The organism is Ruegeria sp. BI12, assembly GCF_056537985.1.
In genome coordinates this window covers 1421460-1435023 of the sequence record NZ_JBQFSL010000001.1, presented here as the reverse complement: position 1 = coordinate 1435023, position 13564 = coordinate 1421460, and the positions used below count along the sequence as shown (strand labels likewise).

Annotated in this window: 15 protein-coding genes; 4 read left to right on the top strand and 11 right to left on the bottom strand. The window is 55.2% G+C overall.

The window, feature by feature from the left end; all coding sequences use genetic code 11:
• Window positions 1-4: 4 nt before the first annotated feature.
• From gluQRS to ACR0AK_RS07370, 4 genes are all read right to left on the bottom strand, one after another.
• Window positions 5-901 carry a tRNA glutamyl-Q(34) synthetase GluQRS gene (gene gluQRS / locus ACR0AK_RS07385; protein WP_480792870.1) on the bottom strand — a complete coding sequence of 299 codons (897 nt, stop codon included), beginning with the start codon at window positions 899-901 and terminating at the stop codon, window positions 5-7.
• Window positions 898-1512 carry a class I SAM-dependent DNA methyltransferase gene (locus ACR0AK_RS07380; protein WP_170557379.1) on the bottom strand — a complete coding sequence of 205 codons (615 nt, stop codon included), beginning with the start codon at window positions 1510-1512 and terminating at the stop codon, window positions 898-900. The genes gluQRS and ACR0AK_RS07380 overlap by 4 nt, the downstream gene beginning before the upstream one ends.
• A 9-nt stretch (window positions 1513-1521) precedes the next feature.
• Complete coding sequence (gene trmFO / locus ACR0AK_RS07375; RefSeq protein ID WP_480792869.1) at window positions 1522-2874, bottom strand: methylenetetrahydrofolate--tRNA-(uracil(54)-C(5))-methyltransferase (FADH(2)-oxidizing) TrmFO; 1353 nt, start codon at window positions 2872-2874, stop codon at window positions 1522-1524.
• Window positions 2875-3138: 264 nt separating this feature from the next.
• Window positions 3139-3942 (bottom strand): enoyl-CoA hydratase, encoded by an 804-nt coding sequence (locus ACR0AK_RS07370; RefSeq protein WP_480793644.1) that lies wholly within the window; start codon window positions 3940-3942, stop codon window positions 3139-3141.
• A gap of 39 nt (window positions 3943-3981) precedes the next feature.
• Between ACR0AK_RS07370 and ACR0AK_RS07365 the strand changes: the two genes are divergently transcribed.
• Window positions 3982-4425 (top strand): PaaI family thioesterase, encoded by a 444-nt coding sequence (locus tag ACR0AK_RS07365; RefSeq protein WP_170557373.1) that lies wholly within the window; start codon window positions 3982-3984, stop codon window positions 4423-4425.
• Between the two features lie 60 nt (window positions 4426-4485).
• Here the strand turns inward: ACR0AK_RS07365 and ACR0AK_RS07360 are convergent, their stop codons facing one another.
• The gene (locus ACR0AK_RS07360; RefSeq protein WP_170557371.1) at window positions 4486-4713 is read right to left on the bottom strand and encodes a DUF1127 domain-containing protein; all 228 of its coding nucleotides are present in this window, start codon (window positions 4711-4713) and stop codon (window positions 4486-4488) included.
• A gap of 99 nt (window positions 4714-4812) precedes the next feature.
• Between ACR0AK_RS07360 and ACR0AK_RS07355 the strand changes: the two genes are divergently transcribed.
• Complete coding sequence (locus ACR0AK_RS07355) at window positions 4813-6216, top strand: aminotransferase-like domain-containing protein (protein WP_170557369.1); 1404 nt, start codon at window positions 4813-4815, stop codon at window positions 6214-6216.
• A gap of 4 nt (window positions 6217-6220) precedes the next feature.
• Here the strand turns inward: ACR0AK_RS07355 and ACR0AK_RS07350 are convergent, their stop codons facing one another.
• Window positions 6221-6583: a nuclear transport factor 2 family protein gene (locus ACR0AK_RS07350; protein ID WP_480792868.1), complete on the bottom strand. Its 363-nt coding sequence runs from the start codon at window positions 6581-6583 to the stop codon at window positions 6221-6223.
• A gap of 244 nt (window positions 6584-6827) precedes the next feature.
• Here ACR0AK_RS07350 and rplM point away from each other — a divergent pair, with 244 nt between their 5' ends.
• Window positions 6828-7286: a 50S ribosomal protein L13 gene (rplM, locus tag ACR0AK_RS07345; protein WP_010440027.1), complete on the top strand. Its 459-nt coding sequence runs from the start codon at window positions 6828-6830 to the stop codon at window positions 7284-7286.
• 5 nt (window positions 7287-7291) lie between these two features.
• A complete protein-coding gene (gene rpsI / locus ACR0AK_RS07340) occupies window positions 7292-7777 on the top strand; it encodes a 30S ribosomal protein S9 (RefSeq protein WP_058271904.1) in 486 nt (161 codons plus the stop codon).
• Between the two features lie 73 nt (window positions 7778-7850).
• Here rpsI and ACR0AK_RS07335 read toward each other — a convergent pair whose 3' ends face one another.
• The 5 genes from ACR0AK_RS07335 to ACR0AK_RS07315 are packed head-to-tail and all read right to left on the bottom strand — an operon-like array spanning window position 7851 to window position 13562.
• On the bottom strand, window positions 7851-9011 hold the full coding sequence (locus ACR0AK_RS07335) for an ABC transporter substrate-binding protein (protein ID WP_480792867.1): 1161 nt from the start codon (window positions 9009-9011) through the stop codon (window positions 7851-7853).
• Between the two features lie 30 nt (window positions 9012-9041).
• Entirely contained in the window at window positions 9042-10928 is a 1887-nt protein-coding gene (locus ACR0AK_RS07330) for an AMP-dependent synthetase/ligase (protein WP_480792866.1), read from the bottom strand.
• Window positions 10929-10933: 5 nt separating this feature from the next.
• On the bottom strand, window positions 10934-11707 hold the full coding sequence (locus tag ACR0AK_RS07325; RefSeq protein ID WP_480792865.1) for an ABC transporter ATP-binding protein: 774 nt from the start codon (window positions 11705-11707) through the stop codon (window positions 10934-10936).
• Window positions 11704-12468 carry an ABC transporter ATP-binding protein gene (locus ACR0AK_RS07320; RefSeq protein ID WP_480792864.1) on the bottom strand — a complete coding sequence of 255 codons (765 nt, stop codon included), beginning with the start codon at window positions 12466-12468 and terminating at the stop codon, window positions 11704-11706. The genes ACR0AK_RS07325 and ACR0AK_RS07320 overlap by 4 nt, the downstream gene beginning before the upstream one ends.
• Complete coding sequence (locus tag ACR0AK_RS07315; RefSeq protein ID WP_480792863.1) at window positions 12465-13562, bottom strand: branched-chain amino acid ABC transporter permease; 1098 nt, start codon at window positions 13560-13562, stop codon at window positions 12465-12467. Before ACR0AK_RS07315 ends, ACR0AK_RS07320 begins: the two co-directional genes overlap by 4 nt.
• Window positions 13563-13564 lie beyond the last annotated feature (2 nt).

Genomic DNA, 13564 nt, shown 5'->3' with positions numbered 1-13564 from the left:
GCGATTAAAGCCCGACCATTGCCCTTATCTGTTTCGCGGAAACGCCTTCGGCGCGGTATTTGGAAATGGCGCGGGCATCGTCACGTTTGGCCAAGCGTTTGCCTGCGTCATCGCGGATCAGCTTGTGATGATGATAGAAGGGTGTCGGCAAGCCAAGCAAAGCCTGCAGCAGGACGTGGATTCGCGTTGCTTCGAACAGATCCTGGCCACGCACGACGTGGGTTATGCCTTGCGCGGCATCATCGAGAACGACGGAAAGATGGTATGACGTTCCCATTTCACGACGGGACAGAACAACGTCTCCGATTGTGTCGGTCAGCTCTTTGGCCGTAAAGGGAATTTGTCCTGTCAGCCCGCATGGACTGGCGCCACTTTCTTCAAATAACGCTGTTTTTACTGATTGTTGGGCGGTGATCTTAAATAGATTTGACAAGGAGTTTGCGGCCTTCGAAATGTCCAGTCGCAGGGGTAAATCCACGGGCATAGGTCCAACTCGGGCCGATGCATCCCTGCACGTGCCCGGATAGATGATCCCATCTGGCCCATGCAGTGGAACGCCTTCCTGCGGTGCGCCGACTGCAGCGGCAATGTCCCGGCGATTACAACTACATGGGTACAGCAGGCCCTGCGACCACAAGGATCTCAGCGCGTCTTCATATGTCGACATACGAGACGATTGCCGCATCACGGGTTCCGGCCAGGTTATCCCAAGCCAATTCAGGTCGTCGTAAATCTGTTCTTCCCAATGGGGGCGACAGCGGGATCGATCGATATCTTCGATCCGCAACAGAAACTGCCCGCCTTCAGCGGCTGCCATATCACCGGCGAGGAGAGCAGAATACGCGTGGCCAAGATGAAGCGGCCCCGTTGGAGATGGGGCAAATCTGGTTGTGAATGTCACGTCTTCTCAACAACATATACGTCAGATTTAAGGTCCATTCCCGGAAGGTGTGGCCCGTATTCGCGAAACAACAATCGCGCAGCACCCATGTCCAGCCAATCGTTCAGGCGAGAGGTGAAGGACGGATCGTCCAGCGTGTGATCATTGAAAGAAAACGCCAATAGGCCACCTTTGGGCAGCGCCTTCATCAACAGGTCGAATGTTTCGGGTGGGGCAGCGCCGGTGCCGATTACGCCAATTGCAGTGATTGCCTTGTATGCGTCTTGCTCAAGCGGTTCCGGATCGGTGATCTCAAACGTCGTGAGGTTTCTATAGACTTCTTTGGCCTGTGCCCCCTCCAGCATCTTTGGCGTGGGGTCGATACCATCGATCACCTGAAATCCCGCATCATGCAGGGCCTTGCCGGACAAACCGGTTCCACAGCCGTAGTCCAGAACAGGCGTCTGTGGTTCGGGCATCTGGGACCAAAGCGCGTCGGCTACACGGCCGGGTGTGGCGTATCCGTGCGAGCCGACTTCGGCGTCGTATGACGATGCCCATTTCTGATAATGCGCGCGGGTGGCCTCGGGCGTATCAAGCCCGTAGGCGTCTTTGAGGTATTTATCGCTCATACCCGCATGTTAGGCCGGTTCAGTACAATGCGCCAGCCAGTCGGTCCATTCCGCTTTGGCCCGGTCGGTATAGGCCTTATATCGGTCTTTACGACCTCGGCGACCACCTTTGAGGCCGTCAACCGGGCGAAACAGGCCAAAGTTGACGTTCATGGGTTGGAATGTCTTTGCCTCGGCTCCGCCCGTTATATGGTGGATCAACGCGCCCATGGCGCTGTCCTGCGGGATATCGGGCAGGGAACGGCCCAGTATCTCGGCGGCGGCCATTCGACCGGCCAACAAGCCCATGGCGGCACTTTCCACATATCCTTCGACACCGGTAATTTGGCCGGCAAACCGAATATTTGGTTTTGATTTCAGCCGCATCTGCGAATCCAGCAATGTCGGAGAATTGATGAATGTATTCCGGTGAATTCCGCCCAAACGCGCAAAACTGGCGTTCTCAAGCCCGGGGATCATGCGAAACACTTCGGTTTGCGCGCCATATTTCATCTTGGTCTGGAAGCCGACGATGTTGAACAAAGTACCCAAGGCATTGTCGCGGCGAAGCTGAACGACCGCATGAGGTTTGACGTCAGGCTGATGCGGATTGGTCAAGCCGACCGGCTTCATCGGTCCGTGGCGCAGTGTTTCACGGCCGCGTTCCGCCATAACCTCGATGGGCAGGCAACCGTCGAAATACCCAGCGGTCTCACCTTCATGGAATTCCGTTTTATCCGCCGCCAGCAGGGCGTCGATGAACGCCTCGTACTGATCGCGGTCCATTGGGCAATTCAGGTAGGCCGTGCGCTCTTCCTCTGTCTCGCCCTTGTCATAACGGGACTGCATCCACGCCTGGCTCATGTCGATGCTATCCGCATAGACAATCGGGGCAATGGCGTCGAAAAACGCCAGAGCCTCGGCGCCAGTTTCGGAACGTATCGATTCACCCAAAGATGACGAAGTCAACGGACCGGTCGCTATGATCCAGTGGCCGTCTTCGGGCAAGGCTGTAACTTCTTCGCCTGTCACTTCAACCCGCGGATGGGCCTGCAGTTTCGCGGTCACCGCTTCGGCAAATGGGTCGCGATCCACAGCCAGAGCGCCGCCGGCCGGCAGGCGATATGTATCGGCAGTGGTCATTATGATCCCATTGGCCGCGCGCATTTCCCAATGGAGCAGTCCGACCGCATTCTGTTCGTCGTCATCCGAGCGGAATGAGTTTGAACACACCATCTCGGCCAGATTGCCGGTCTGGTGCGCAAAGGTACCAACTTTGGGCCGCATTTCGTGGATAACGACGTCCACGCCCATTTCAGCCGCTTGCCAGGCCGCCTCGGATCCTGCCATGCCACCGCCAACGATGTGCAATTTTTGTGTCATGACGTGCCACATAGGGCACTGCACCGCGCAACGCAACACACGCTTAGTTTCGCTCAAAATACCTAGTATTTTCGGGGGAGTACTTGGGGTCGCCGCGGCGGGGATGTCAGCGCCGGTGAGAGAAACCAGCTTGGAGGGACCTTCCGCCTACAGCGACCCAAAAGCGTATCTGGGCCAAAGCCTTGTCTCAGCTTTGCCACAGTGTGGCCCTTTTGGAAAGTACAAAAATGCGAACAGTGGAGAAAAATTCCCCAAATAATCCTTCTATTGATCCCAATTTGGCGATCTTTTTTCGATAAATGCAGAAATTCCTTCTTCGGTATCTCGATGCATCATATTCTGTGCCATTACCTCTCCGGTATAGGCATAGGCCTGTTCGATTGGCATATCCAATTGCTTGTAAAATGCCTGTTTGCCCACTTTGACGGCTGATCCAAGCTTGGCCGCCAACAGTTCCGCCAGCGCCATTGTCTCTTGCTCCAACACCTTTTCGGGAACCGCGCGATTGATCAGGCCCAGTTCGGCGGCACGTTCGGCGGTGATGAATTCGCCCGTGGTCAGCATTTCAAACGCCCGTTTCCGCGGGATGTTCCGGCTGAGGGCCACCATAGGTGTCGAGCAGAACAGCCCAATATTGACCCCATTAACACCAAAGCGCGTACCTTCTGCGGCAATAGCCAGATCGCAAGTTGCCACCAACTGGCAACCGGCGGCTGTGGCGATACCATGGACCTGGGCAATCACCGGTTGGGGGAGGGACTGTATCGACAGCATCATCTTGGCGCACCGCGCAAACAGGTCCTGGAAATAGGCCTTTCCGCCATCCTCGCTTTGACGCCCAGCCGTCATTTGCTTCAGATCGTGCCCCGCACAAAACGCTTTGCCTTCACCAGACAGGATCACGGCGCGAATACTTTGGTCGTTGCTTAAGGCGTCGAATTCAGTCTGAAGGGCTGCCAGCATTTCATCGCTCAGGGCGTTCAGGCGCTCGGGCGCGTTCATTTTCAACCGGGCGACACCGTTCGTGTCGTTACGTTCCAGAATTCCCATCTTGCTCTCCGATCTGATGTTGGCCAACTCTAGGGCGGCAATTCGAGGAGGGGAAGTATGTCGTTGGTTTTGAACCGCGAACAGCTATCAGACTATTTGATCCAAGTGTTTCCGCAGGTCGAGAAAGACTTTGTCATTGACAGTTTGGACGAGAACTCGATCACTATGCGCCTGAAAGTGGGGGATAGACATCTTCGCCCCGGTGGGACGGTCTCAGGTCCGTCAATGTTCGGTCTGGCCGATGTCAGCGTCTATGCCATGATTCTTGCTTTGAAAGGGCGTCAATCGCTGGCTGTAACTACAGGATGTTCTATGGACTTTATGCGAAAGCCGGATGGGTCCAATGATATGATCGCACGATGCAGCTTGTTAAAGCTGGGTAAGACGCTGGCGGTTGGGGACGTTCTGATGTTCTCCGAAGGCTCTGACAAGCCTGTCGCGCGGGCAACTATGACCTACTCATTGCCACCCGAAGGGTCTGCCGCGGCGGCATTCGGATAAAAAGGGCCGGGTATGAAACCCGGCCTAGGAAGAGGTCCCGTTAGGGACTGGGGATATAGGTTAATACTGCCAGAAATAGCGTTTGATCTCACGGTCAGCCTCTGGGCGGGTCAATCCGACATCTTTAAGCATCCGATCGTCCAGCTTTGACAGGTTAATCCTGCTGCGGCGCTGTCGTTCCCATTTCGTGACAGTCGCCGCAAACCGCACGGCCAGCGCGGCAATCATCGGCAGCCGAGGGCTATCGTTCAGCAGCATGAGGGCGGGGTTGTGCATATGGCGTGTCATCTTGGGTTTCCTTTCAAATTGTATTGACACAAAGTATAATTGTTCGGTACATGTGTGTGATACATTCATGATTGTGTCAAAATCAAAGGAAGAATTGTAATGGATACAATTTGGCCAGAGGCGCTCCCAAAATCCAAAGGTCCCAAGTATACTCTGGTCGCCGACACAATACGAAAAGCAATTGAGAACAAGGCGCTGGAGGTCGGGGTCAAACTACCTCCGGTCCGGGAACTTGCGTATCGATTACAAATTACGCCCGGCACGGTTGCCCGGGCGTATACGATTCTAACGGACGAAGGATTGCTACAAGCCGAGGTTGGGCGTGGTACATTTGTGGCTCCTCCAAAATCACCGTTGCTTGACGATGTATGGGCAAGACAACTCCACTTGCGCGACGACAAGTACAACGCTGATGTCAGCCTGTTCAGCCCAAGATTGCCGGATGTGGGGCAGGTGGCGTTGATACGAGAATGTCTGAAGAAAGTGTCGAATGCCGACCCCCAGTTGCTGATGAATTATCCGACACGTGATGCGTACCAACCCATGCGCGAAGCCGTCGTTGAATGGCTCTCAGATCTGCCACTTGGCGCGTTGACCCATGATGATGTTGTTTTGACCCACGGCGGGCAAAACGGCCTTTGCCTGGTGTTTCAGACCATCCTGCGCGGCCCTAAGCCTGTCGTCCTGGTGGAGGATCTGTCTTATGCCGGTTTCCGCAGAGCGGGTGAGTTGATGCGGGCCGAGGTCGTCGGCGTTAAGATGGATAAGTGGGGCATCGACCCTCAGGCTATGGATCACATTTTGCGTCAGACCCGGGCGCAAGCGGTTTGCGTCTCGCCCGAAGTGCAAAATCCAACCGGAACGCATACACCGCTGGAGCGTCGAAAAGAGGTTGTCGAAGTCGCCCGCCGCCATGATTTGCAGATCATCGAAGATGATTGTTATCGGATGGGCGACGCGCGCGAGCCCAGCTATCGCGCGCTTGCGCCCGAACGGGGTTGGCATGTTTCGTCGATCTCAAAAATCCTGACGCCTGCTTTGCGGGTTGGGTTTGCCATCGCCCCGCGCGAACGCAGTGTCGACCTTCGACGCTCGGCCGAATACGGCTATTTTGGGTTGGCGCAACCTCTTGCCGAGTTGACCCGACTCTTGCTGTCCGATCCGCGCACTCGAAAGATCGCAAGGGATGTCCGCGCTCGGATGGGTGACTATGTCAGAGTCACGGTCAACGCATTGGGAGGCTTTGATCTTAACTGGGCGCCGGATGTTCCGTTTGTCTGGCTGAACCTTCCATCAGGCTGGCGCGCCGCAGCGTTTAGCCGTGCGGCCGAACGGGAAGGTATTCAGCTTCGGTCCGCAGACGAGTTCGCGCTGCGGGACGGACGAGCCCCCAACGCGGTACGCATTGCAATGAATGGGCACGTATCGCTGGAACGCTTCGAAGACGCGATGCAACGCCTGCGGGCGCTTTTGGATAATCCACCTGAACAGATCAGCGTCTAGTATTCTAAGTTAATGGGGCGGGATCCCCAAAGAACCCGGCAAGATGTGAAATCTGCCCTTGTTCATCAAATTGAACGAAATCGTGGCCCGTGACCATAACGCTGCCGTCGGCATCAATCATGTGCCAAGTGAAGTGGACGACATCGTGGTGATTATTCGGTTTGCTGGTCAGATCGACCCGACCGTCAGAACTTTGCAGGACATCCCCTATATGGTTGCACAAGTTTGACCGCCCGCTGACTTTGGCAGTTGGGTCGACATATGTACCGTCTGCGGCGAAACATCGTTTGAGAAGGTCCAGACGCTTTCCTTGATCCGTTTCTTGCCATGCCGCCCCGTAATCGGCGATGGTTTGTTGCCAATCCATTCTGTATCCACTCCCTTTTTCGATAGCTGATTAGCGACAGTATATCGGGACCAAGCATTTTGCGGAAAACCGAAGGCAAATTTTTGGGGTAAAATGATACCTATTTTTTAACTCTTTGTAATCGCATGATAATTTTAGATTTCATGTTCTTGACGCGCAACAAGGGTCCCTCTAAATACCCAACATCGAATTCGGACCGCTCCGCACGGGGGCGGTCTTTCACATCAAACAGGACTATCCTGCCATGAAAACCTTTTCTGCAACACCTGCAGACATCGACAAGAAATGGATCCTGATCGACGCCGAGGGCGTTGTTCTGGGACGTCTTGCCTCGATCGTCGCCATGCGCCTGCGTGGCAAGCACAAAGCGTCGTTCACCCCGAACATGGACATGGGCGACAACGTCATCGTGATCAACGCTGACAAAATCCAGATGACCGGCAAGAAGCGCGAAGAGAACTTCTACTGGCACACTGGCCACCCGGGCGGCATCAAGTCGCGCACCAAGCAGCAGATCCTCGAGGGTGCGCACCCCGAGCGCGTCGTGACCCAAGCGGTCAAGCGCATGCTGCCGGGCAACCGTCTGGCGCGTCAGCAGATGACCAACCTGCGCGTTTATGCCGGTGCCGAGCATCCCCATGAGGCGCAAGCGCCCGAAGTTCTGGATGTTGCATCCATGAACAAGAAAAACACCCGGAGCTAATGACCATGGCTGATCAGATCAATACTCTCGAAGAGCTGAGCGCCGTTGCAGGCGTTGAGGTTGTGGCCGAAGAAGTCATCGTACGTGAACCCGTACGTGACGAGCTGGGTCGTTCTTATGCCACCGGCAAGCGTAAAGACGCTGTTGCCCGCGTTTGGATCAAGCCGGGTTCCGGCAAGGTCACCGTGAACGGCAAAGACCAGGACAAGTACTTTGCGCGTCCCGTTCTGCAACTGATCCTGCGCCAGCCGTTCCAGGTTGCTGGTGTCGAAGGTGAGTTCGACGTTGTCGCAACCGTCAAAGGTGGTGGCCTGACCGGTCAGGCCGGTGCGGTCAAGCACGGCATCTCGAAAGCGCTGCAGCTGTACGATCCGTCGCTGCGCGGCGCACTGAAAGCCGCTGGCTTCCTGACACGCGACAGCCGTGTTGTTGAACGTAAGAAATACGGTAAGCGCAAAGCGCGTCGTTCGTTCCAGTTCTCGAAGCGTTAATTCGCTGCCGAGTGCACAAATTTAAAGGGCTCGCATTCGCGAGCCCTTTTTCGTTTGAGATGTAGATTGGACGCTATTCTTCGTACACCATCTTCCAGGCACCGTTTTCGACAACATTCACATAGACTGAATCGGCTCCTTGATGGTCATCAGGTCCGAAAGTCATGTGGTTTCCGACCAGTTCATCCTGATAGTCCAGCGTTTCCATGGCCGCGATAAAGCTTTCATGCGTCAGATCGGGGCCAGCAACCTCAAGCGCTTTGACCATCGTTTCAGCAGCAGAATATCCCAGCATTGCGAACCCGACGGGATCTTCACCGGTTGCCGCTTTATATTCTTCGATAAAGGCGGCAGGGGCGGGGTCTTCCGCGCGGGACCACAGATCCTGCCAGGATGCGGCGGCATAGAAACCGTCGGTCACACCGCCCGGCACTTGCGCAACAACGGTCAGGAAGCTGGCCGAGGTGCCAAGGAACTTCATATCTGCAAGGCCCATCTTTTTGGCCGTGCCGACAACTGTAATAGCCTGTCGTACGCCCAGAGCGATCGTTACGATATCGCAGCCTTCTTCCTTTAACTTGCTGAGTGAGCCCACGAAATCCGTTTCATCCGGTTTGTGCGTGGTCTCAGCGACGAAAGCGATCCCGGCTTCTTCGGCACCGGCCTTGGTGCCTTCGACGATTTCCTCACCAAAATCGGTTGGCAGATACATCGAACACACAGACTGACCACCAAACTGCTCAGCGAGATATTTCACACCGACACGGCTTTGGTCAAAATACGTGGAAAAGGCCGTGAACTTGTTGTCCATCGGCTCCTGCAACATCTGTCGTGCAGCAGACAAAGGGGCAACATTGGGAATACCTTTTGGATCCAACAGCTTGAACCCCGCGACATTCATCGGCGTTCCCAGCGACTGCAGCATTGCGAACACCTTGTCGCGGTTCAGCAGCTTGTTATAGCCCTGCATCGCACGCGGCATCTGATACCCATTGTCCTCGACAACATAGCGGATCGTCCGCCCGTGTATGCCACCATTAGCGTTCACGCGGTCAAACACCACATTTGCGCCCTTGGTCGCCGGAACACCGACGGCTGCGAAGATACCGCTCAGGTCATTGACCGACCCGATGATGATCTCATCATCCGTGACACCTTGGGTCTGTGCATTGGCAAGGGTCGCCGAAGCCGTCAAAGCGGTGGCCGCCGCCAGCCGCATGATCACATTCTTCATCTTTCTCCTCCCTTTAGGTTATCTCGTTTATTAATTGTACATGTCTTCAATAAGATGGCCGTGTTTCTTTTCGACAAAGCTGCGTTTCAGCTTCATTGTTGCGGTCAGTTCATCGTCATCTGCGGTCAGAAGTACATCAATCAGGCGAAAGTCCTTGATCTGCTCGACCCGTGCAAAATCCTTATTAACCGCATCGATTTCCCCTTGAATCTGATCTTTGATTTCAGGGGCCGCACAGAGGGATGCAAAATTTGAAAACGGGATTTTCCGATCCTGCGCAAATTTCTCGACGTTTTCCTGATCAATCATGATCAGCGCGGTCAGGAACTTTCGCTTATCACCGATTATCACCGCGTCCGAGATGTAGTGGCTGAATTTCAACCGGCTTTCGATCTCGGCCGGGGTGATATTCTTGCCGCCAGCAGTGATGATGATGTCTTTCATTCGGCCTGAGATGGTGACGTAGCCATCCTCATCAATATGCCCGAGGTCGCCGGTTCGCAGCCATCCATCGGCAGTGAAAGTTTCGGCCGTTTTTGCGTTATTGCGCCAATAACCCTGAAAAATGTTGAGGCCCTTTAGCTGAATCTCGCCGTCGTCGGATATCCGGATGTCATTTCCGGGAACCGCGCGTCCGATGGTTCCGACCTTGTTGTTTTCGATTGTGTTAAGCGTCGCCAAGCCCGAGGTTTCGGTCATCCCGAACCCTTCGACCAACGGCACGCCAATGGCCCAGTACCATTTTAGCAGGTCCGTCGAAATCGGGGCAGCGCCCGAACCGCCACGACGCATCTTGTCCATCCCCAACATACGGCGCAAATTACGCAGAACCAACCTGTCCCACACCCAGAACTGTGCAGCAACGCCGGCAGGGACGGGTTTTCCAGCCAATATGTATTCCGCACGCTTGAACCCTGCTTTCAGCGCCATGCCAAAGGCTGCGCGGCCAGTGGGCGTTGCGTCCTGCGTCATGATCTGAACATACGAATAGATCTTTTCCCAAACCCGTGGAACGGCCGTGAAGGTCGACGGTGAGATTTCCTGCAGGTTCGCAAACACCGTCTCGGGGCTTTCGGCAAAGTTAACAACGCATTTTGCAGCCAGCGGGAAATAGATAGATACGTCCCGTTCAAGAATATGGCACAGCGGCAGAAAGCATAGCTGTTCGTCAGACTCGAGCGCGGGCAGCGCATGGGCCCCGCATTCAATCGCGGCCAATATGTTCTCGTGGCTCAGCATCGCGCCTTTCGGCATTCCTGTGGTGCCCGAGGTGTAAATCAGAAGTGCAGTGTCCTGCGGTGATGCCAGAGCTATCTCGGCCTCAAAGCGATCGGGTTCTTCAGCCTCGGCCTGCTGGCCCAAAGTATATAGCGCGTCGATCATGATGCAGCGCGCGTGGTCCAGATCGTGCAGCCCCTCATCGTCCAGAATGATGACATTCAGAAGGCCGGGAACCTCGTCTTCAACCTGCAGGAACTTGTCCAGCTGCTCTTCGTTTTCGACGATCAGAAATCGGCTGTCACTGTCATTTATGAGATATTTCAATTGGCTGGCAGAATCGGTGGTGTAGACGCCCGATGCGATGCCGCCAACGGCCTGAATGCCCATGTCGAACCAGGCCCATTCCTTTCGATCCTCGGACAGGATCGAGACAACCTCGCCCCGTTGCAGCCCCAATTTGCGCAGGGCCAGCCCAATCCACTTGGCGTGCTGCCAATAGTCCGTCCAGGAATATGACCTCCAGATGCCAAGGTCCTTTTCTCGGTGCGCCGTTCGATCACCAAGCTCAGTGCAGCGGTTCCGAAACAGTTCGCAAATCGTGGTGCTTCCGTCGACACAAACCGGGCGTTGGCCGGGGGTTGCGTTCAGGCGAACGCCGTTGACCGTGATCTGAGGGGGCAGGGTGCTGATGTTCATCTGTCTCACCTCCACGTCTTTTTTCGTTTCCAGCGGCGGTTTTCGCGTGCGCCTTCCTCCTGCACGCCCAGATAGAAGTTCTGGATGTCCTCGGATTGCATCAAAACATCCGCGGCGCCATCCATGACGATGCGCCCGACTTCCATCACATAGCCATGATGGGCCAGCTCCAAGGCGGCGTTGGCATTCTGCTCGACCAGCATCATGGTCATGTTCTGTTCATCGTTCAGACGCCCCAGGATGCCAAAGATTTCCTGTACCAACAACGGCGACAAACCCAACGACGGTTCATCCAAAAGCATGATTTTAGGGTTGGCCATCAAGCCACGGCCGATTGCCAGCATCTGTTGCTGCCCGCCAGACAATGTTCCCGCCTCTTGGTTGCGACGTTCCTTGAGGATCGGGAAGTACGAAAACACCAAATCACGGTCGTGGTCGATCTGGCCCTTGTCCTTGAGGGTATAGGCCCCAAGGCTTAAGTTTTCATTGACCGTCAGCAGCGGAAAAACCTCGCGACCTTCGGGCACATGAACGATACCTTTTTGGACAACCTTGTGCGGCTCGGACCCCTGAATTTCGTCGCCGTCGAATGTGATTTTACCCTTTTCCGGGTCCATCACGCCCGAAACGGTTTTCATCAACGTTGTCTTTCCCGCGCCATTTGCACCAAGGATCGAAACGATTTGGCCGGGGTGCACATCCAGAGAAACCCCTCGTATTGCCATGATCGGGCCATAGAAGCTCTCGACGTTGCGGATTGTCAGTATCGGAGCGTTCATGAGGCTTTCCCTAGGTAAGCCTCGACCACGGCCGGATGCGATTGAACCTCGGCAGGTGTTCCCAGCGCCAGTTTCGCGCCGTCTGCCATTGCAAGAACGCGGTCTGAGACGCCAGATACCAGCCCCATGTCATGCTCGACCATCAAAACCGTGATCCCCATCTGCCGCCGGATATCATCAATCCACCAGCGCATGTCTGTTGTTTCTTCGACCGAGAGACCCGAGGCTGGTTCATCCAGCAAAAGCAGCTTTGGATCGGTGGCCAGAGCACGTGCCACCTCGACAACCTTTCGCACGCCATAGGGCAGGCCAGAGATCATCTTGTCGCGGAATGCCTGAAGGTCGAGGAAGTCGATGATCTCTTCTACTTTTTCGCGGTTCTCCAGTTCCTGCCGCCGCGCCGAGGGCAGAAACAACACCTCGGACAACAGGTTGGTTTTTCGGTGGCGGTGCCGCCCAACAAGAAGGTTCTGCAGGACTGTGGCGTGTTCGAACAGTTCGATGTTCTGAAATGTTCGTGCCACGCCGTATGCGGCCACGCCTGACGGTTTCACCGCAAGCAAATCATGCCCGTCATAGTGTATATTACCCGCAAAGGGATCGTAGAACCGCGAGATCAGGTTGAAGACAGTGGATTTCCCCGCTCCGTTGGGCCCGACGATGGCAAAAACTTCCCCTTCCTCGACCGAAAAAGACAGATCGTTGACCGCTGTCAGTCCACCGAATTTCAGAGTGACGTTTTCGAACTCAAGCAAGCTCATCTCAGGCGCTCCGTCTTGAGATAGGACTTTTGACGTTTGAACATGTCTTTCCGGTAAAACGGAAACAGCTCGAACCACGTCCGGATTTTCAGCCAGCGCCCATACAGACCCATCGGTTCAAATAGGATGAAGGCGATCAGGATCATTCCGAAGATGCCAAATTCCAGCCCCGGAATGGCGACGGTGTTGCCACCGAAAAGGGCACCCACGTACTCCTTGGAGATAGATAAGAACTGAGGCAGGAACCCGATTACAATTGCACCAAGAAACGCGCCGTGAATGGACCCCAGGCCGCCGATCACAATCATCATCAGCAACTGGATTGAAATCAGGACGCTGAACGTCTCGTTGTTGAATGCGCCCGAGAACATGCCCATCAGCGCACCCGCCCATCCGCTGACAGCGCAGGACAACGCGAATGAGATCATCTTGGTCCTGGCAATATCCACGCCCATTGCCTGCGCCGATACCTCTGAGTCGCGCACAGCGATAAAGCTACGTCCCAAAGGTGCCCGCAACAGGTTGATGTAGCCAAGCGTCACCAGAACCGCCACGCTTAGGACCAACCAGAAAAATTGAACCGGAGTGCCCCAGCGGTCGACCAGAAACCCGAATATTTCGACACCGCCCAGATATTTTCCAGCAACGCCCCCCGTGATCGGTTCGGCCAAAACAATGACGTCATCCATCAGGATGGACAGGGCCATTGTGAAGATCGCGAGATAGATGCCGTGCAGCCGCAGGGCCGGGATTGCTACGGTCACGCCAACCAATCCGGTTAGGATGCCAGCCAAGGGAAAGGCGATCAGAAACGGTACGCCCGCTTCCAAAAGAATGACATTGGCATAGCACCCAAAGGCCAGAAATGCCGCGTGGCCAAGACTGACCTGACCGGTGTGACCCGTTAAGATCATCAGACCCAGTCCCGCTATGGCCCAGATCAGCACGTTTGTCAGCTCGCCTAGATAGAAATCATCCAGCCACCACGGCGCGGCTGCGACGGCTGCCAGTAAGATAATATACAGGCACAGCTGATAGGTGTCCTTCCAAGGTCGGATATCCTGCATATAGTTGGTTTTGAACACAATCCGCATGA